The sequence below is a fragment of the Streptomyces sp. I05A-00742 genome, assembly GCF_013055795.1.
GTDB lineage: Bacteria > Actinomycetota > Actinomycetes > Streptomycetales > Streptomycetaceae > Streptomyces.
In genome coordinates, this window is record NZ_JABETO010000005.1 from 282682 (window position 1) to 300651 (window position 17970).

Consider the following 17970-nt stretch of genomic DNA (forward strand, 5'->3'; position numbering starts at 1 on the left):
AGGGCCGGTGGGCCGTCCTCTCACGGGGGAGAGGACGGCCCACCGGAGCCGCACAGGCGTCCCGTCGCTAGACCGTGAAGTGCAGCACGTCTTCCAGGAACGGGATCTTCAGCCAAGGATGCGGCTGGGCCATCATCGCCAGCAGCAAAATCGCCAGCCCCAGCCCGCCGTACGTGAACATGTCCGTGAACCGCGACCGGACGGCCAGCATCCCCACCGACGGCAGCGCCCAGCGCAGCACCGCCCCGCCGATCATGGCGATGCCGATCAGCATCGTCCCGATCCGGAAGCCGTCCAGGGCGACGATCAGCAGCCCCAGCCCCGTCAGCCCCAGGACCAGGAGCAGCGGCCACTGCCGGGCCGGCGCCGGCGCGTCCCCGGGGGCGGCGCGGCCGCCGCCCTCCGGGCGCGCGGTGTCCCGGGTGAACTGGGGGAAGCGGCGCGACGTCCGGGGCCGCCCGGATCCGGACGCCTTCCCTGAATCAGCCCGCATCGGCGATCCCCGCGGCGAGCTCCGCGGCCTCGACGACGTTGACGAGCAGCATGGCGCGGGTCATCGGGCCGACGCCGCCCGGGTTCGGCGAGATCCAGCCGGCGACCTCGGCCACCGCGGGGTCGACATCGCCCATGATCTTGCCCTCGCCGTCCCGGCTGACGCCGACGTCCAGCACGGCCGCGCCCGGCTTGACGTCCTCCGGCTTGATCAGGTGCCCCACGCCGGCCGCCGCCACGATGATGTCGGCCTGCCGCAGGTGGGCGGAGAGGTCACGGGTGCCCGTGTGGCAGAGGGTGACCGTGGCGTTCTCGGACCGGCGGGTCAGCAGCAGGCCGATGGAACGGCCCACCGTGATACCGCGGCCGACGACCACCACATTGGCTCCGTTGATCTCCACCCCGTGGCGGCGCAGCAGCTCGATGATCCCGTTCGGGGTGCAGGGCAGCGGCGCGGTCTCGTTGAGCACCAGGCGGCCCAGGCTCATCGGGTGCAGCCCGTCGGCGTCCTTGGCCGGGTCCATCAGCTCCAGCACCCGGTTGGTGTCGATGTGCTTGGGAAGCGGGAGTTGCACGATGTAACCGGTGCAGTCGGGGTTCTCGTTGAGCTCCCGGACGACCGCCTCGATCTCCTCCTGCGTCGCGGTGTCCGGCAGCTCGCGCTGGATGGACCCGATGCCGACCTGGGCGCAGTCGCGGTGCTTGCCCGCCACGTACCACTTGCTGCCGGGGTCCTCCCCCACCAGGAGGGTGCCCAGGCCGGGGGTGATGCCCTTGGCCCTGAGGGCCTCCACGCGCGTGGAGAGTTCGGACTTGATCGCGGCCGCGGTGGCCTTGCCATCGAGAATCTGAGCGGTCATGGCTCCATACTCCTGGATCCGGCGGCGGCCCTTCCAATCAGGAGGGCCCACCGCCCTGTGTTCACGGGGACTGCGGGATCTCGTTCACGTGGAGATCACGGTCACGCGGCACTTGAACAACGCCGAGGATATCGGCTGGACAAATTGTCAAGCCCCCGATCACGATGAACATGAGTGCCGCGGGCGGTAGGGGGCGAGCCGCTCAGCCAATCCTCCGTAAGGTCCGCGTCCGTCCCCGCACGACTATCGGAGGAACCACACGACCATGAGCTTCGGTCAGCAGAACAACCCGTACGGCCAGCCCCCGCAGGCCGGCTACGGCTACCCGCAGCAGGCCCCGCAGCCGGGGCAGCCGTACGCGGCGTACCCGCAGCAGGGCGGGTTCAACGGGATGCCGCCGGTGCCCGCGGAAATGCCGGGCATCACCAAGGCCGCCCGGATCTTCATGTGGGTCATCGCCGCCGTGCATGTGGCCGTGTGCGCCTTCTTCATCGCGGCGTACGCGACGTTCAAGGACGAGGTCGACAAGCGCAGCGGGGAGACGGTCACCACCCGCGACGGCGACACGGTCGACATCGAGACCGTCGGCGACGTCGGCAAGGGCATCATCGGCTTCTTCGCCGGGCTGGCCCTGGTGTTCGCGATCATCGGCATCATCCTCGCCGTCCGCTACGCCAAGGGCGGCAACGGCGTCCGCGTCGGCTCCATCGTCTACGCGTCGTTCGCGATCATCAGCGGTCTGTTCACCTCGCTCGTGTACGGGCTGGGCCTGCTGACGCTGATCCTGGCGATCCTGACCATCGTCTTCTGCGCCAAGCGCGCGTCCGCCGAGTGGTTCCGGCGCCCGCGCTACTGAGCGCCGCGCACCGTCCGGGCCCGGAGGCCGCTCCCCGTCGGGGTGCGGCCTCCGGCCGTTCCGGCCGATGTCGGTGGCAGAGCCGACGTCAGCGGTGGAGCCGATGTCAGCGGTGGAGCCGATGTCAGCGGTGGAGCCGATGTCAGTGGAAGAAGTGCCGCGTACCCGTGAAGTACATCGTCACCCCGGCCGCCTTCGCGGCCTCCACCACCTGCTCGTCGCGGACCGAACCGCCCGGCTGGACCACGGCCTTGACGCCCGCGTCCGCCAGGACCTGGAAACCGTCGGGGAACGGGAAGAAGGCGTCCGAGGCCGCGTACGCCCCGCGGGCCCGCTCCTCCCCCGCCCGCCGGACGGCCAGCTTCGCGGAGTCCACGCGGTTGACCTGGCCCATGCCGACGCCGACGGTGGCGCCGTCCTTGGCGAGCAGGATCGCGTTGGACTTCACGGCGCGGCACGCCTTCCACGCGAACGCCAGGTCCGCGAGTTCACCGGCGGACAGCGCCTCGCCGGAGGCGAGCGTCCAGTTCGCCGGGTCGTCGCCCTCGGCCTGGAACCGGTCCTTGGCCTGGACGAGGACGCCGCCCTCGATCGGCCGCGACTCGGCGCCGGCCGCGGGGGCGTCGGCGCAGCGGAGCACCCGGATGTTCTTCTTGCGCGCCAGGACCTCGACCGCGCCGTCCTCGTAGGCGGGGGCGACGATGACCTCGGTGAAGATCTCGGCGACCTGCTCCGCCATGGCCACGCTGACCGGGCGGTTGACGGCGATCACGCCGCCGAAGGCCGACAGCGAGTCGCAGGCGTGCGCCTTGCGGTGCGCCTCGGCGACGTCCGCGGCGACCGCGATGCCGCAGGGGTTGGCGTGCTTGATGATCGCGACGCAGGGCTCGTCGTGGTCGTACGCGGCCCGGCGGGCGGCCTCGGTGTCGACGAAGTTGTTGTACGACATCTCCTTGCCGTGCAGCTGCTCGGCGTGGGCGAGGCCCTTGCCCGTGCCGTCGGTGAAGAGGGCGGCGGGCTGGTGCGGGTTCTCGCCGTAGCGCAGGACCTGCTCACGGGCGTAGGAGACGCCGATGAAGTCCGGCCAGGGGCCCTCGTCCGCCGCGTAGTCGGCGGCGAACCAGTTCGCCACCGCCACGTCGTAGGCGGCCGTGTGCTGGAACGCCTCGGCGGCCAGCCGCTTGCGCGCGGCCAGGTCGAAGCCGCCGTCGGTGACGGCCTTCAGGACCTCGCCGTACCGGCCGGGGCTGACGACCACGGCGACGGACGGGTGGTTCTTGGCGGCGGCGCGGACCATGGAGGGACCGCCGATGTCGATCTGCTCCACGCACTCGTCCGGGGACGCGCCGGAGGCGACGGTCTCACGGAACGGGTAGAGGTTGACGACCACCAGCTCGAAGGGGCGCACGCCCAGTTCGTCGAGCTGCTCGCGGTGGGCGTCGAGGCGCTGGTCGGCCAGGATGCCGGCGTGCACGCGCGGGTGGAGGGTCTTGACCCGGCCGTCCAGGCACTCGGGGAAGCCCGTCAGCTCCTCGACCCGGGTGACCGGCACCCCGGCGGCGGCGATCCGGCCGGCCGTCGAACCGGTCGAGACGAGTTCGACGCCCGCCTCGTGCAGCCCGCGGGCCAGCTCCTCCAGCCCCGTCTTGTCGTAGACGCTGACCAGCGCCCGGCGGATGGGCCGCTTCGTACCTTCGGCGGTCACGAGATCCGTACCTTTCGTCCCTCAATGCGATAGCCGTGCCGGGCCAGACGCCCCACGACTTCGACGAGCAGCTGTCGCTCGACTTCCTTGATCCGCTCGTGGAGAGCGGCTTCCTCGTCCTTCTCCCGGACCTCGACCACGCCCTGGGCGATGATCGGTCCGGTGTCGACGCCGTCGTCGACGAAGTGGACGGTGCACCCGGTGACCTTCACCCCGTACGCGAGCGCGTCGCGCACGCCGTGGGCCCCGGGAAAACTGGGCAGCAGGGCGGGGTGGGTGTTGACGGTCCGCCCGCCGAACCGCGCGAGGAATTCCTTGCCCAGGATCTTCATGAAGCCCGCGGAGACGACCAGGTCCGGCTCGTACGCGGCCGTCGCCCCGGCCAGGGCACGGTCCCATTCGGCGCGGGACGCGTAGTCCTTCACGCGCCGGACGAACACCGGCAGCCCGGCGCGCTCGGCGCGTTCGAGGCCCGCGATGCCGTCCCGGTCGGCGCCGACGGCCACGATCCGGGCGCCGTAGCCGTCCGGGTCGGCGGCGATCGCGTCCAGCAGCGCCTGGAGGTTCGTACCGGAACCGGAGACGAGTACGACGATGCGGGCGGGGTGGGCGGGGGGAGCCACGGCGGGCCCTTTCTCGCGGGCGGTGCGGTTTGTATGGTCGTACGAGACGGAGGTGTCCCCGGATACGGGGGACCCTACGAAGCCGCCGACCGGCTGCAACGATACCGGCACACCGATCGGCCCCCGCGGGACGGGGGCGCGCGCGGAAGGTAGCGTCTGTGGACGGCGTCCACCAGGGCCGACGCGGTAACGGACTCGACTCCGGAAAACCGGCCGCACGGCCGTACGCTCGACGTACAGGACGCGACACAGACGAGACCAGGGGAAGACACACGCCACATGCCGGACCGACGCCGCCCCGCGGTTCACCGCCTCCCGCTGCCCGCCGCGTCCGCGGCGGCCGCGGCGAGGAACATCACCACGCCGGCGGCGACCGCCACGGGCCCCCGCCCGGCACTGTCCTCCGCCAGGGAACAGCAGGACAACCCCTTCGCACCCCCGCCGCAGGACCGGCCGGACCAGCCGTGGCAGCCTCGCCAGCCGCAGGGCGGCGGGCGCCCGGCGGGGGGCTCCCCCGACGGCTCTTCCGGTGACCCGTCCGGGGGCTCCCACGGCGGGCCTTCCGACGGCTCCGCCGGTGGCCCTTCCGACGGGCCGGACGGGGCCGGGCAGCAGCCCCCCGCCTGGGGCAGCCAGTGGAGCAGCCGGCAGCCCGGCCGCCACAACGGCGGCTTCGGCGGCCCGCAGGGCAACGGCCAGGACCCGACGAACGGCGGCCCCGGCGGCGGCCCCCGCTGGGACCCCACCGACCCGTCCCAGCGCCGCGCCCGCTACGCCCTGCTCGCCGGCCTCTGGGGATTCTTCTTCGCCCTGTTCAGCCTCCCCGAGGTCGCCCTCCTCCTGGGCGCCCTCTCCGTCTACTGGGCGGTCAGCTCCCTCCGCGCCAAAACCACCCGCCGCACCGGCGACACCGGCCCCGCCCCGTCCCCCCAGCCCGGCGGCTTCCGGCCGCAGACGACCGCCGCGGTGAGCGGACTGGTCATGGGCGGGCTGGCCCTGCTGATCGTGGTGTCCACGTACTCGTTCCAGCTCATCTACCGCGACTACTACACCTGCGTGGACGACGCCCTCACCCAGACCTCCCGCCAGTCCTGCGAGAACCACCTGCCGAAGCATCTGCGGCCGCTGCTGAGCGTGGACGACTGACGGGGGCTTTGGCGGGGCGGTGCGTTGACGGGGGCGGCCGTACCGGCGTCCGGGAGTGGCTGCGGGGCTCGCGCCGGGGGACGGTCGGCCGGGGGCCGGTGCTCGGACGGGCGGCTGCTGACTGCGGCGCCCGGGGGCGGGTGATCGTGGGGCGGCGTCCGTGAGGCGTACGGCCGGCGGTCCCGGCGTCGTGCAGGTGACCGCAGGGGGCAAGAGCAGCAGCGTCCACCAGGCCCGCAGCCCGGGCGGGTGATCGCGGGGCAGCCCCTGCGAGGCGTACAGCCGCCGGCCCCGGCGTCGGCCAGGCGACCGCGAGACCGGCCACCGCCAGGGCGGCAGCGTCCACGCGGGCCCGCAGCCCGGGCGGGTGATCGCGAAGCAACTCCTGCGAAACGCACAGCCAACGACCCCGGCGTTGAGCAAAGCAACCACCAGACCGACCACCGCCACCGCGACAGCGTCCACCGGGACCACAACCCAGGCGAGTGATCGCAACGGAATGCCCACGGGGGGCGGCCCACCGACCGGTCCCTGCACCTCGGTCGGCGGCTGGCGAGGCGCAAGCTCGCGCCCCGGCGCCCGGCCGACGGCCGGTGGCCGGTGGCCGGTGGCCGGTGGCCGGGTCCGTGACCGCTCGTCCCACCACTCGTCGGGCAACGGCACCGGAGCGGACCACCGCCGCGGCCCGGCACCCCGGCCGGCGGCCGGGCCAGGCGTGGCGCTCGCGCCCCCGGCTACCGACCCGGCGCCCGGCCGACAGCCGTCACCGCGTCCGTCACCGCTCGCCCCACCGCTCGTCGAGCAGCCGCGCCGGGTCCCGGGGCTCGAAGTCGGGCATGAGGCCGCCGCCGGAGTCCTTCAGCGCCGCCCAGCGGGCCTGGCGCATGGCGGTGTCGTGCCAGTCGGCGCCGTCGAGACCGCCGGCCATGGCGGGATCGGGGACCGGGGGGAGCGGGGACTTGCGTGCCTTGCGCGCACGCCGTGCCGCCTGTTTGGCCTCGCGACGGGCGGTGCGCGCCGCCTCGCGACGGGCAGCGCGGTCCGCGCGGGAGGCACGGGCGCCGCGGTGCCGGCGCCGCGGCGGCTCGGCCCGGGCGTCGGCGCCGAGGAAGACGCCGTGCACGGGGAGCAGGGGCAGGCTCTCCGGCGCGTAGGACACCGGGGTGGTGACCGGCGCGGAGGCGTCCTGCTGCGGGACGTTCGCCGGTGGCCGTCCGCGCTCTCCGCCCTCCTTCGGTTCTCCTGCGGGCTCGCAGCCCCCGTCTCCGGCCGCGTCCGGCCGTCGTGGATCCGGTTCCGGGAGGGCCAGTTCGGTGCTCTGGGCGGCCCCGCCCGCGGCGAAGCCCAGCCAGCGGGCGGCGGCCCTCCACAGGGAACGACGGGACCGGTCACGTCCCCGACGGCGTGGCGGCTCCGGCGGCCCCGCGGGGGCCGACGCCGTCGCCGCCGTCGCGGCCGTCGCGCCCCCCGCCCTCAGCCCGAGGGCGAGCCCCGTGCGCCGCCACCAGCCGCGCGGCCGGACCCCGTCGTCCGCCGCCGCCACCGGCTGTTCGGCCCGGCGGAGCCGACGGACGATCAGGGCGCCGGGCACGCCGACGACGACCGTCCAGGCGAGGCAGGCGAGACCGGTGAGGCCGAAGGAGGGCCCGAAGCGGGAGAGGGTGGCGGTGCCCAGCGGCCCGCCGGCGGCGTAGGCGAGCAGGGTGGTCACGGCGGCGCAGACAAGCGCGGCGAGGAAGGCGATCGCGACGGTCTCCCGCCGTCCGACGGTCGCGGGGCGGCGGGGCACGGCCGCGCTCGCCACCGCGACGCCCGCGGCCGCCACCAGGGCGGCGGCACCGGCGAGGGCCGGCGGACCGGCCTCGCCGGGCCCGGGCACCGCGGCGAGCAGGGGGAACGGCGGGAGTTGAGGACGGCCCGGCGCTCCGAACACGGGCAGCGCCACCGGGACGACGAGCCCGCCCGCACCGACGGCGAAGCCGGGCCCCAGCCCGTAGGCCGCCGTCCAGATCACCGCGTTCGGCAGCAGCGCCACGCTCAGCAGCACCACGGCCAACTGGCCCGACCAGCCCGCCGCCAGCTGCGCCACCGCCTCCTGCGCGGCGCCCCCGTGCACCGCCAGGGACACCGCCAGCAGCAGCGCGGCCCCGCCGAACAGCACCGCCGTGCCCGCCGCGGCGGCCCGCATGACGGCCACGACGTGTGCTGCGGTGAACCACCGCCGCACGAACGCCGGGACCACGCGCAGCACCCGCCGGACCCTCGCGGACGGTCTCCCGGCCGGGCACCCCGACGCCACCCATACGCCGATGCCCGCCGGGACCGCCGCGACGAGCGGCAGGTGGAGCAGGGCGCTCAGCGGGTCGACGCGGACCGGGCCGGACGAGGCGTAGAGCACCGCCGCGGCGCTCACCAGCAGATATCCACCGAGCAGTGCGACGAAGGCGGTGCGTGGCGGCAGCATCGGGACGGGCGGGCACGGCGGTGGCAGGGGGCCCGTGGCCCATGGCACCGGGACCTCATGGGCGTCACGCCGGACGCCGATTTCGCTGTCGCTGCCGTCGCTCCCGTCACCACCGGCCTCTTCACCGGGCCCGGCGGCGATGTCGGCGAGGTCGGCGCGTTCGTCCGCCCGGAGCTCGTCCTCGTCCTCCGGCGGCATCGGCGCCTGCCGGGCCGCCCGGTGGACCAGCAGGCAGGGGACGACGGTGAACAGCAGCGGCGTCAGCCCCACGGGGGCGGGCGTTCCGGAGAGGGTCTCGTCGCGGACCAGGTCGGCGCCGTGGGCCAGCAGCCAGAGGGCGGTGGCGATGTGCAGCGCTCCGGCGGGTCCGCTGTCCGGGTAGGGCGACACGATCCACAGCGCCAGGACGAGCGTGGCGAACGTCCCGAGCCCCAGACCGGCGGCGACCGCCCCGCCGAAGAACGCCCTGCCCGCCCCCGGCGTCCCGCGCGCTGCGGAGCGGGGATGCGACGGCAACGACGGACCACTGTGGGCATATGGGGTCACAAGGGCCATGCTGCCAACAACGCGCCTTTCGGGCGGGTAGCGACAAAAGACCGTCGTGTCGTGTTCAGGGCGGTACGGGCATCCGGCCGGACGCCGGTGCCCCGGACGGGTGAGCGCGGCGGTGGACGCCTGCCGGACGCACGTGGGCCCGCACCCCTCGGGGGGTACGGGCCCACGCACCGTTCCGGTGCCGCCGGGACGGCGGCGTCGGTCGGGCGACCGGCCGCACGGGCCGGATCAGGCGACCGCTCAGGCGGTCAGCGCGGCACGCGCCAGGCGGGCGGTCTCGGACGGGGTCTTGCCGACCTTGACGCCCGCGGCCTCCAGGGCCTCCTTCTTGGCCTGCGCGGTGCCGGACGAACCGGACACGATCGCACCGGCGTGGCCCATCGTCTTGCCCTCGGGCGCGGTGAAACCGGCCACGTAGCCGACGACCGGCTTGGTGACGTGCTCCTTGATGAAGTCCGCCGCACGCTCCTCGGCGTCGCCGCCGATCTCGCCGATCATGACGATCAGGTCGGTCTCGGGGTCGGCCTCGAACGCCTTGAGGGCGTCGATGTGGGTGGTGCCGATGATCGGGTCGCCACCGATGCCGACGCAGGACGAGAAGCCGAGGTCACGGAGCTCGTACATCATCTGGTAGGTCAGCGTGCCGGACTTGGACACGAGACCGATGCGGCCGGGCTTGGTGATGTCGGCCGGGATGATGCCCGCGTTGGACTGGCCGGGGCTGATGAGGCCGGGGCAGTTGGGACCGATGATGCGGGTCTTGTGGCCCTTGGCCTGGGCGAGCGCCCAGAACGAGGCGGTGTCGTGCACCGCGACGCCCTCGGTGATCACGACGGCCAGCGGGATCTCGGCCTCGATGGCCTCGACGACCGCGTCCTTGGTGAACTTCTCCGGGACGAAGATGACGGTGACGTCGGCGCCGGTCTTCTCCATGGCGTCCTTGACGGAGCCGAAGACGGGGACCTCGGTGCCGTCGAAGTCGACGGTGGTGCCGGCCTTGCGCGGGTTCACGCCACCGACGATGTTGGTGCCGGAGGCCAGCATGCGCTTGGTGTGCTTCTGGCCTTCGGAGCCGGTCATGCCCTGGACGATGACCTTGCTGTCCTTGGTGAGGAAGATAGCCATGGTGTTCTTGTGACCTCGTTCCTTACTTCGCAGCCAGCTCGGCGGCGCGCTCGGCGGCGCCGTCCATGGTGTCCACCTGCTGCACCAGCGGGTGGTCGGCGTCGTTCAGGATCTTGCGACCCAGCTCCGCGTTGTTGCCGTCGAGGCGCACGACCAGCGGCTTCTCGACCTTCTCGCCCTTGGCCTCAAGCAGCTGCAGGGCCTGGACGATGCCGTTGGCGACCGCGTCACAGGCGGTGATGCCACCGAAGACGTTGACGAAGACGGACTTGACGTCCGGGTCGCCGAGGATGATCTCAAGACCGTTGGCCATCACCTCGGCGGAGGCGCCGCCACCGATGTCGAGGAAGTTGGCGGGCTTGACGCCACCGTGGTTCTCACCGGCGTACGCGACGACGTCCAGGGTGCTCATGACGAGACCCGCGCCGTTGCCGATGATGCCGACCTGGCCGTCGAGCTTGACGTAGTTGAGGCCCTTGGCCTTGGCCGCGGCCTCCAGCGGGTCGGCGGCGGCCTTGTCCTCCAGCGCCTCGTGCTCCGGCTGGCGGAACTCGGCGTTGGCGTCCAGGGACACCTTGCCGTCGAGCGCGATGACGCGGCCGTCGGCGACCTTGGCGAGCGGGTTGACCTCGACGAGGAGGGCGTCCTCGGCGACGAAGGTCTTCCACAGGGTCACGAGGATCTCGGCGACCTGCTCGGCGACCTCGGCCGGGAACTTCGCCTGGGCGACGATCTCGCGGGCCTTCTCGATGGTGACGCCCTCGTTGGCGTCGACCGGCACCTTGGCGAGCTTCTCGGGGGTCGTCGCGGCGACCTCCTCGATGTCCATGCCGCCGGCGACGGAGGCCATGGCCAGGAAGGTGCGGTTGGTGCGGTCGAGGAGGTACGAGACGTAGTACTCCTCGGCGATCTCGGGCGCGGTCTCCGCGATCATCACCTTGTGGACCGTGTGGCCCTTGATGTCCATACCGAGGATCTGACCGGCCTTCTCGACCGCGTCCGCCGGGTCGGAGGCCAGCTTGACGCCACCGGCCTTGCCGCGGCCACCGACCTTCACCTGCGCCTTGACGACCGAACGGCCGCCCAGACGCTCGGTCGCCTCGCGCGCCCCCTCAGGCGTGTCGATGACTTCACCGGCCAGCACCGGTACACCGTGCTTGGCGAAGAGGTCCCTCGCCTGGTACTCGAACAGGTCCACGCGCGTCCGTCCCTTTTCCATGGATATCGCGGTTCGTTGTCTGCGCGGGCGTGCCGCGGTGGCAGCGTGAGGACGCGATCTATGACGAGGGCGGCACACGTGCGCCGAATACGCGGCATGTCCGTCTCGCAGGTTATCCCCGAGGGCGGGAGGTCCCTAAATCGCAGCTCACACTCCGGCCGTGATTACGCTCACAGATCGCGTACGGACCCCGCACGCATCGCGACAGAGCGTATGCCCGGCGCCACCCGCCTGCGGGTATGCGTCCGGTCCGTGCCGCCTCGTACGGGTCGCTCGGGGGTCGCCCGCGCTGGCCGCCGCCCGACGGCTCCCCCGGCCGACGGGCGCTTCTCCGTCAGGTCCGCGCCTCCCGGTTCCGGTCCCCGTGCTGTTCCTGGTGCTGTTCCGGGTGGTGTTCCGGTACGGGCAGGGGCCGTTTCTCCAGCGCCGCGGCCATCACCTCCGGGAAGAGGTCCGGGGTACAGGCGAAGGCGGGCGCTCCGAGTGCCGCGAGGGCCGCCGCGTTCTCCCGGTCGTACGCCGGAGCCCCGTCGTCGGAGAGGGCGAGCAGGGTGACGAACTGCACTCCCGAGGCCCGCATCGCGGCGACCCGTTCGAGCATCCCGTCCCGTACGCCGCCCTCGTGGAGATCGCTGATCAGTACGACGACGGTCTCCGCCGGCCGGGTGATCCTCGACTGGCAGTAGGACAGCGCCCGGTTGATGTCGGTGCCCCCGCCGAGCTGGACGCCGAACAGCACGTCCACCGGATCGGCCAGCTGGTCGGTGAGGTCCACGACGGAGGTGTCGAAGGCGACGAGCCGGGTGTCGAGGGCCCGCATCGAGGCGAGGACGGCGCCGAAGACCGAGGCGTGGACGACGGAGGCCGCCATCGAGCCCGACTGGTCGATGCAGAGGGTCACCTCCTTCTTCACGGAACGCGCCGCCCGTGCGTAACCGATGAGGCGTTCGGGGACGACCGTGCGGTACTCCGGCAGGTAGTTCTTGAGATTCGCCCGGACGGTGCGGTTCCAGTCGATGTCGCGGTGGCGCGGGCGGTTGACGCGGGCCGAACGGTCGAGCGCGCCGGTGAGCGTGGCCCGGGTGCGGGACGCCAGGCGGCGCTCCAGGTCCTCGACGACCTTGCGGACGACCTCGCGGGCGGTGGCCCTGGTCTCCTCGGGCATCGCCTTGCCGAGCGACAGCAGGGTGCCCACGAGGTGGACGTCCGCCTCGACCGCTTCCAGGAGCTCCGGTTCGAGCAGGAGGGCGGTGAGGCCGAGCCGGTCCAGGGCGTCCCGCTGCATCACCTGAACGACGGACGTCGGAAAATACGTCCGGATGTCCCCCAGCCAGCGGGCGACCCGGGGCGCGGACGCTCCGAGGCCGCCGTCCCGCCGGCCGTCGCCGTCGCCCGGCAGGCGACCGGCGGCGGACGACGCGTAGAGCGCGTCCAGCGTCCGGTCCATGGCGGCGTCGTCACCCGAGAGCGCGCGGCCCGTGCCGTCGGCCCCCGCTCCGCCGAGCACGAGCCGCCAGCGGCGCAGGCGCTCCTCGGCGGTGGAGGGAGCGGCTGTGGTGGCTGTGGTGGTCGTGGATGTCATCGTGCCCCTCCCCCGGTGAGCACCGCGTGCGCGGCCTCTTCTTTCCCGTCGGCCTCTTCCTTATTGCTGAGCTCCTCCTTTTCCTTATTGCTGAGCTCCTCCTTGTTGCTGAGCTCCTCCTTGCCGAGTCCGCCCGGATCCGGCTCCTCGTCCAGGCCCAGGAGCAGGCGCATCGTGGGCAGGACGGCCGCAGCGCGCTCCGGATCCCACTCCGGCGCACCGCGCCCCTTCGACGCGGCGGCGGACGGGCCGCTCCTGATCCGTTCGCCGATCGCCCGCCGCACCCCCGGGTCGTACGCGGAGAAGGTGCGGCGGAGCAGGGGCAGGACGTCGGTGAACGCTTCGGCGGGCACGCCGGTGAGCCAGGTGTCGATCAGGGCGAGCAGGCCCTCGTCGTGGATGAGGAGCAGTCCGCCGCCGGGGTCCGCCCCGCCGGTGAACCCCTCGATCCAGGCGGCCGCCTCGGGGGGTGCCACGGCTGGTGCGAGGGCGAGCCCCATCAGCCGGGCGGCCCGGTCGCCGGACAGGTGACCCTCGTCGAGCAGGAGCCGGACCGCACGTCCCCGGATGTCACCGGGGAGGCGCTCGCGTTCGCCGAGGACGGTCAGCACCGTCGTCCAGCGGTCGCGCACACCCGGCCGTTCCAGCAGGGCCACCGCCCGGTGCACGGCGTCCACGTGGTCCCTCATCTCCCGTGCCGCGTCCCGGTCGAGCCCGGCGCAGGCGGCCGGCAGGCCGACGAAGATCCGGTCGGCGAGGCCGACGGCCACGTCGTCGAGGGCGCCGGTGTCGGTGCGCCGTACGTCTCCGTACCGCAGGGACCGGACGAGTGCGGGCAGGGCCTCGGCCAGGTGGCCGACGTCCGTGTCGAGGGCGGCGCGGTCGGCGAGGGCCCGCATGACGAGGGGCAGCGCGTCCGCCAGCCCTGCGAGGAGGCACCGTTCCGCCAGCGTCGTGATCTCGACGAGGGAGTCGGCCCCGCGCGCCGAGGCTTCCGCCCGCGCGGTCGCCGCGGCCTCGACGGTGGTGCCCCAGACCCCCGCCTCCGCGAGCCGGACGGCCAGCTCGGGCTCCCAGGACAGCCGCCACGCCTCGCGGAAGGTGCCGAGGCCGCCGCGCGAGGGCAAGGGTTCGCCCCAGTCGACGCCGAGGATCCGGAGGCGGTGCAGCAGCCGGCTGCGCGCGGCGTCGGTGTCCTTGCGCAGGTCGAACTCCCGCTCCCTGGCACCTGCTTCCGGTTTGAGGCGCAGGGTGCGCTGGAGACGGGTGAGGTCGCGTTGCAACGGCGTGACGGGCGCGGTGCCGGGGACTTCGCCGAGTTCGTCGCCGATGACGAGCCGGTCGCCGACGAGGGCGAGCGGGACGTCCGAGCCGTCGCACATCACGGCGCGCACGGCGTCGGTGGTCTCGGTGAGCCCCGGGAGGGGACGGCCGCGCAGGGCCGCCAGCGTTCCGGCGAGCCGGACGGCCTCGATGACGTGCGCGGACGAGACGGGCCTGCCCTCGTCGCGCAACAGCCGTGCGACCGTGGTCATCCAGCGCTCGACGGGCCGGTCCTGGGCCTCGAAGAGGTGGCGGTACCAGCCGGGCGAGGTGATCCCCGCGCCGTAGCCGCTGCTCCGGGCCAGCCGGCGGAGGGTCCAGGGCACCCAGCCGATCTCCACCTTGGTCTTCGGCAGCCCCTTGAGCGTCCGCCGGTCGGCGGTGACGGGGTGCCGGGCGGCCAGGGCCGGGACGTGCCAGGCGCCGCAGACGACGGCGACCGCGTCCCCGAACTCCCGCCGGGCGTCGTGCAGTCGGAGCCGCATGTGGGCCTCCCGGACGGCGTCACCGGCCGCGGCCCCGGACACGGGCCCGCTGTCCCCGGCGCCCTCGCCCGCCGGGCCCGTGCGCAGCGCCGTCATGGCCTCGGCGACGGCCCGGAAGGGACCGAGGGGATCGTCGTCGGCCCCGCCGTCGCCGCCTCGGTGCTCCACGGCGTCCTCCCACCAGCGTTCGGGGTCGTCGTGCCCCGCGGCTTCCGCCAGTGCCGCGAGCGGGCCCGGGTACGTCGGAGGTGCCGTGCCCTCCGTGCCGTCGGTCCCTCGCGGGGCGAGGGTGTGGGCGGCGGGCAGGTCGATGAACCGCACCTCGGCTCCGTGGGCGAGGGCCCAGCGGATGGCGACCCACTCCGGCGAGAAGGAGGCCAACGGCCAGAATGCGGCCCGGCCCGGGTCGTCCGCGGCGTGGGCGAGCAGGGCGACCGGGGGCCTCATGTCCTCGTCCGCCGCGAAGTGGACGATCCCGTCCGCCTCGGGCGGCCCCTCGATGAGCACCGCCCTGGGCCGCTGCCGTTCCAGGGCCGCGCGCACGGCCCGCGCGGAGCCCGGCCCGTGGTGGCGGACGCCCAGCAGGGCGGGCGCGTTCACGCCGACACCTCGCGGCAGGCGCGGTAGAAGTCCTGCCAGCCCTCCCGCTCCCGGACGACCGTCTCCAGGTACTCCTGCCAGACGGTGCGGTCCGCCGCCGGGTCGCGGACGACCGCGCCGAGGATGCCGGCGGCGACGTCCCCGGCGCGCAGCACCCCGTCGCCGAAGTGCGCGGCCAGGGCGAGACCGCCCGTGACGACGGAGATCGCCTCGGCCGTGGAGAGCGTCCCCGAGGGGGATTTGAGCTTGGTCCTGCCGTCCGCGGTGACCCCGTCGCGCAGCTCCCGGAAGACGGTGACGACCCGGCGGATCTCGTCGGCGCCGCCCGGAGCGGGCAGGTCGAGGGAGCGGCCGATCTGGTCGACCCGCCGCGCGACGATGTCGACCTCGTCCTCGTGGGTGGCGGGGAGCGGCAGGACCACCGTGTTGAAGCGGCGGCGCAGGGCGCTGGAGAGCTCGTTGACGCCGCGGTCGCGGTCGTTGGCGGTGGCGATGAGATTGAAGCCGCGTACGGCCTGGACCTCCTCGCCCAGCTCGGGGATGGGCAGGGTCTTCTCGGACAGCACCGTGATCAGGGTGTCCTGGACGTCGGCGGGGATCCGGGTGAGCTCCTCGACGCGGGCGGTCATGCCCCGGGCCATGGCGCGCATGACGGGGCTGGGCACGAGGGCGTCCCGGCTGGGCCCGTGTGCCAGGAGACGGGCGTAGTCCCACCCGTAGCGGATGGCCTCCTCGGCCGTACCGGCCGTGCCCTGGACGAGAAGTGTGGAGTCCCCGCTGACGGCCGCGGCCAGGTGCTCGGACACCCAGGTCTTGGCCGTGCCGGGCACTCCGAGCAGCAGCAGCGCCCGGTCGGTGGCGAGCGTGGTGACGGCGACCTCGACGACGCGGCGCGGGCCCACGTATTTCGGGGTGATGACGGTGCCGTCGGGCAGCACCCCGCCGAGCAGGTAGGTGGCGACGGCCCACGGCGACAGCAGCCAGCGTTCGGGGCGGGGGCGGTCGTCGGCCGCCGCCAGGGCCTTCAGCTCGTCCGCGAAGGTCTCCTCGGCGTGCGGCCGGATCGCTCCGGCGGAGGCGTCGGGGCCGGCGGTGGCCGGCGTGTCCGCGGCGGGTGCGTGGATGGCGGGCGCGTCGGTGACGACGGACGCGCCGGTGGGTACGAGACGGTTTCCGGACACGGTCACAAGTCCCCCTCGTCGTGCGTTCCGGGATGTGCCACCACACTGCACCACGCCACTGACAATCGACCTCGGCCACAACAAAGCCGCAGGTCAGGGCGATTGTCAGTGGGTGGGCCTACTGTCGGTGACATGAATCCGCAGGGGGAACGCTGGACGGCGGACCAGGTGCTCGCGCTGGCGCCTGACGCCGCGTCACGCACAGCGGGCGGCAGGCTCGCGGTGCCTGGTTCATGGTCGGGGACGGGAGCGCGCCCGGACGCCGTATGGGGTGAGTGCGCGGGCAGCGGCAGCAGGTCGTACCAGGCCGCCGCCGACCTCGCCGACCCCAACCGGCCCGGGTACCGGTGCGGTTGCCCGAGCCGCAAGGTGCCGTGCAAGCACGTGCTGGGGCTGTTGCTGCTGTGGGCGGCGGGCGAGGAGGCCGTGCCTCCCGCGGACGAGCCGCCGCCGTGGGCCGGTGAGTGGCTGGACAAGCGCCGGAGACGGAGCGAACCACCGCCGGGGGAAGGGACGTCCGCGTCCTCCTCCGCCGCCGCGGACCGCCGGGCGGCCGCGCGGGCCGGCCGCATCGCCGACGGCGTCGCGGAGTTGGAGCGACGGCTCGCCGACATGGTGCACGGCGGCCTCGCCACCTCCGGCGGCGGAGAGCGGGCGCTGTGGGACCGTACGGCCGCCCGCATGGTGGACGCCCAGGCCCCGGGGCTGGCCTCCCGTGTACGCGAGTTGGGCACCCTGCCCGGGTCGGGGCCCGACTGGGCCTCCCGGCTGCTGGAGGAGTGCGCACTGCTGCACACCCTCAACCGTGCCTACGCACGCGTCGACCGGCTGCCCCCGGGGCTGGCGGCGACCGTACGCACCCGCGTCGGGATCAGCGTGGACGCGGCCACCGTGCTGGCCTCGGCGAAGCCCGTCCGGGACGACTGGCTCGTGCTGTCCCAATACGACGACGTCGGCGACACATTGACCACCAGACGAATCTGGCTCCACGGCGGGCGCACGGGCCGTACGGCCCTCGTGCTGTCCTACGGCGCCGGCGGCCGGGCTCCCGAACTCTCCCTCCCGGCAGGCCTCTCCCTCGACGCCGACCTGGCCTTCCATCCCGCGGCCGTGCCGCTGCGCGCCGCGCTCGGGGCCCGGTACGGCGCCCCGGCACCCGGTGCCGAACCGCCACGGGGGACGGGCGTCGAAGCCGCTCTCGCGGCCTACGGCACGGCGCTGCGCGACGATCCGTGGCTCGACGCGTGGCCGGTGGTGCTCGACGGCGTGATCCCCGTCCCGGATGCCGAGCACGGCTGGCAACTGGCGGACGCGGACGGCGGTGCGGCCCTGGCCGTGGACGCCCGCCATGCCGACGACACGGGGTTGTGGCGGCTGATGGCGGTGTCCGCGGGCGGCCCGGTGCGGGTCTTCGGCGAGTGCGGTCACCGCGGCTTCGCACCCCTGGCCTTCTGGGGACCGGACCTGATGCCGCTGCGGGAGTGAGGGGGGACCGCAGCAGACTCACCCGTCACGTCGGCATCTTCCTTTCCGCGAGAGGCCTTTCATGAACGCACCCACGCACGGGGGTCCGCACACGGACGCCCCCTGGGACGACCTCGTCACCGCCGCCCTGATCGGTACGGGCCGGCGTACCGCCCCGGCCCTCCCGCGCCCCGGGCAGGCCCCCGCCCTGGCCCTGCTGGACGCCGCCGCCCTGCACACCGTGCGGCGGCGCGCCGCCGCCCTGCCGGCCGTGGCGCGGCGGCGCCCCG

13 protein-coding genes and 1 pseudogene are annotated in these 17970 nt (G+C 73.9%); 4 read left to right on the forward strand and 10 right to left on the reverse strand.

The features are described 5' to 3' along the window. Positions 1-67: 67 nt before the first annotated feature. A complete protein-coding gene (locus tag HN013_RS07520) occupies positions 68-493 on the reverse strand; it encodes a DUF3017 domain-containing protein (protein ID WP_171164294.1) in 426 nt (141 codons plus the stop codon). Further along, positions 483-1352 carry a bifunctional methylenetetrahydrofolate dehydrogenase/methenyltetrahydrofolate cyclohydrolase gene (locus HN013_RS07525; protein WP_171164296.1) on the reverse strand — a complete coding sequence of 290 codons (870 nt, stop codon included), beginning with the start codon at positions 1350-1352 and terminating at the stop codon, positions 483-485. The genes HN013_RS07520 and HN013_RS07525 overlap by 11 nt, the downstream gene beginning before the upstream one ends. Positions 1353-1617: 265 nt before the next feature. Between HN013_RS07525 and HN013_RS07530 the strand changes: the two genes are divergently transcribed. After that, positions 1618-2208, forward strand: coding sequence for a hypothetical protein (locus tag HN013_RS07530; RefSeq protein WP_171164298.1), 591 nt, complete (start codon positions 1618-1620; stop codon positions 2206-2208). Positions 2209-2350: 142 nt separating this feature from the next. On the opposite strand, the gene purH is transcribed toward HN013_RS07530, so the two are convergent. Both purH and purN read right to left on the reverse strand, forming a co-directional pair. Continuing rightward, positions 2351-3913: a bifunctional phosphoribosylaminoimidazolecarboxamide formyltransferase/IMP cyclohydrolase gene (gene purH, locus HN013_RS07535; RefSeq protein ID WP_171164300.1), complete on the reverse strand. Its 1563-nt coding sequence runs from the start codon at positions 3911-3913 to the stop codon at positions 2351-2353. Beyond that, positions 3910-4536 carry a phosphoribosylglycinamide formyltransferase gene (gene purN, locus HN013_RS07540; protein ID WP_171164302.1) on the reverse strand — a complete coding sequence of 209 codons (627 nt, stop codon included), beginning with the start codon at positions 4534-4536 and terminating at the stop codon, positions 3910-3912. The genes purH and purN overlap by 4 nt, the downstream gene beginning before the upstream one ends. Positions 4537-4815: 279 nt before the next feature. Between purN and HN013_RS07545 the strand changes: the two genes are divergently transcribed. Beyond that, positions 4816-5682: a hypothetical protein gene (locus HN013_RS07545; protein WP_171164304.1), complete on the forward strand. Its 867-nt coding sequence runs from the start codon at positions 4816-4818 to the stop codon at positions 5680-5682. Between the two features lie 775 nt (positions 5683-6457). On the opposite strand, the gene HN013_RS32805 is transcribed toward HN013_RS07545, so the two are convergent. The 6 genes from HN013_RS32805 to HN013_RS07575 all read right to left on the reverse strand — a co-directional run bounded on the left by HN013_RS32805 (position 6458) and on the right by HN013_RS07575 (position 16159). After that, positions 6458-8662, reverse strand: a complete 2205-nt coding sequence (locus tag HN013_RS32805) for a DUF6350 family protein (RefSeq protein WP_312018532.1) — start codon at positions 8660-8662, stop codon at positions 6458-6460. 279 nt (positions 8663-8941) lie between these two features. Continuing rightward, a complete protein-coding gene (gene sucD / locus HN013_RS07555) occupies positions 8942-9826 on the reverse strand; it encodes a succinate--CoA ligase subunit alpha (protein WP_171164306.1) in 885 nt (294 codons plus the stop codon). Positions 9827-9848: 22 nt separating this feature from the next. After that, positions 9849-11024: an ADP-forming succinate--CoA ligase subunit beta gene (sucC, locus tag HN013_RS07560; RefSeq protein ID WP_171164308.1), complete on the reverse strand. Its 1176-nt coding sequence runs from the start codon at positions 11022-11024 to the stop codon at positions 9849-9851. A 355-nt stretch (positions 11025-11379) separates the two neighbouring features. After that, a complete protein-coding gene (locus tag HN013_RS07565; protein ID WP_171164310.1) occupies positions 11380-12627 on the reverse strand; it encodes a VWA domain-containing protein in 1248 nt (415 codons plus the stop codon). After that, a complete protein-coding gene (locus tag HN013_RS07570) occupies positions 12624-15074 on the reverse strand; it encodes a DUF5682 family protein (protein WP_249374826.1) in 2451 nt (816 codons plus the stop codon). The genes HN013_RS07565 and HN013_RS07570 overlap by 4 nt, the downstream gene beginning before the upstream one ends. Beyond that, complete coding sequence (locus HN013_RS07575) at positions 15032-16159, reverse strand: AAA family ATPase (protein WP_171164410.1); 1128 nt, start codon at positions 16157-16159, stop codon at positions 15032-15034. Before HN013_RS07575 ends, HN013_RS07570 begins: the two co-directional genes overlap by 43 nt. 189 nt (positions 16160-16348) lie before the next feature. Here HN013_RS07575 and HN013_RS07580 point away from each other — a divergent pair, with 189 nt between their 5' ends. Both HN013_RS07580 and HN013_RS07585 read left to right on the forward strand, forming a co-directional pair. After that, positions 16349-17701, forward strand: coding sequence for an SWIM zinc finger family protein (locus HN013_RS07580; RefSeq protein ID WP_171164312.1), 1353 nt, complete (start codon positions 16349-16351; stop codon positions 17699-17701). A 61-nt stretch (positions 17702-17762) separates the two neighbouring features. Continuing rightward, positions 17763-17970 (forward strand): annotated as a pseudogene (locus HN013_RS07585) (hypothetical protein); the annotation flags it as partial.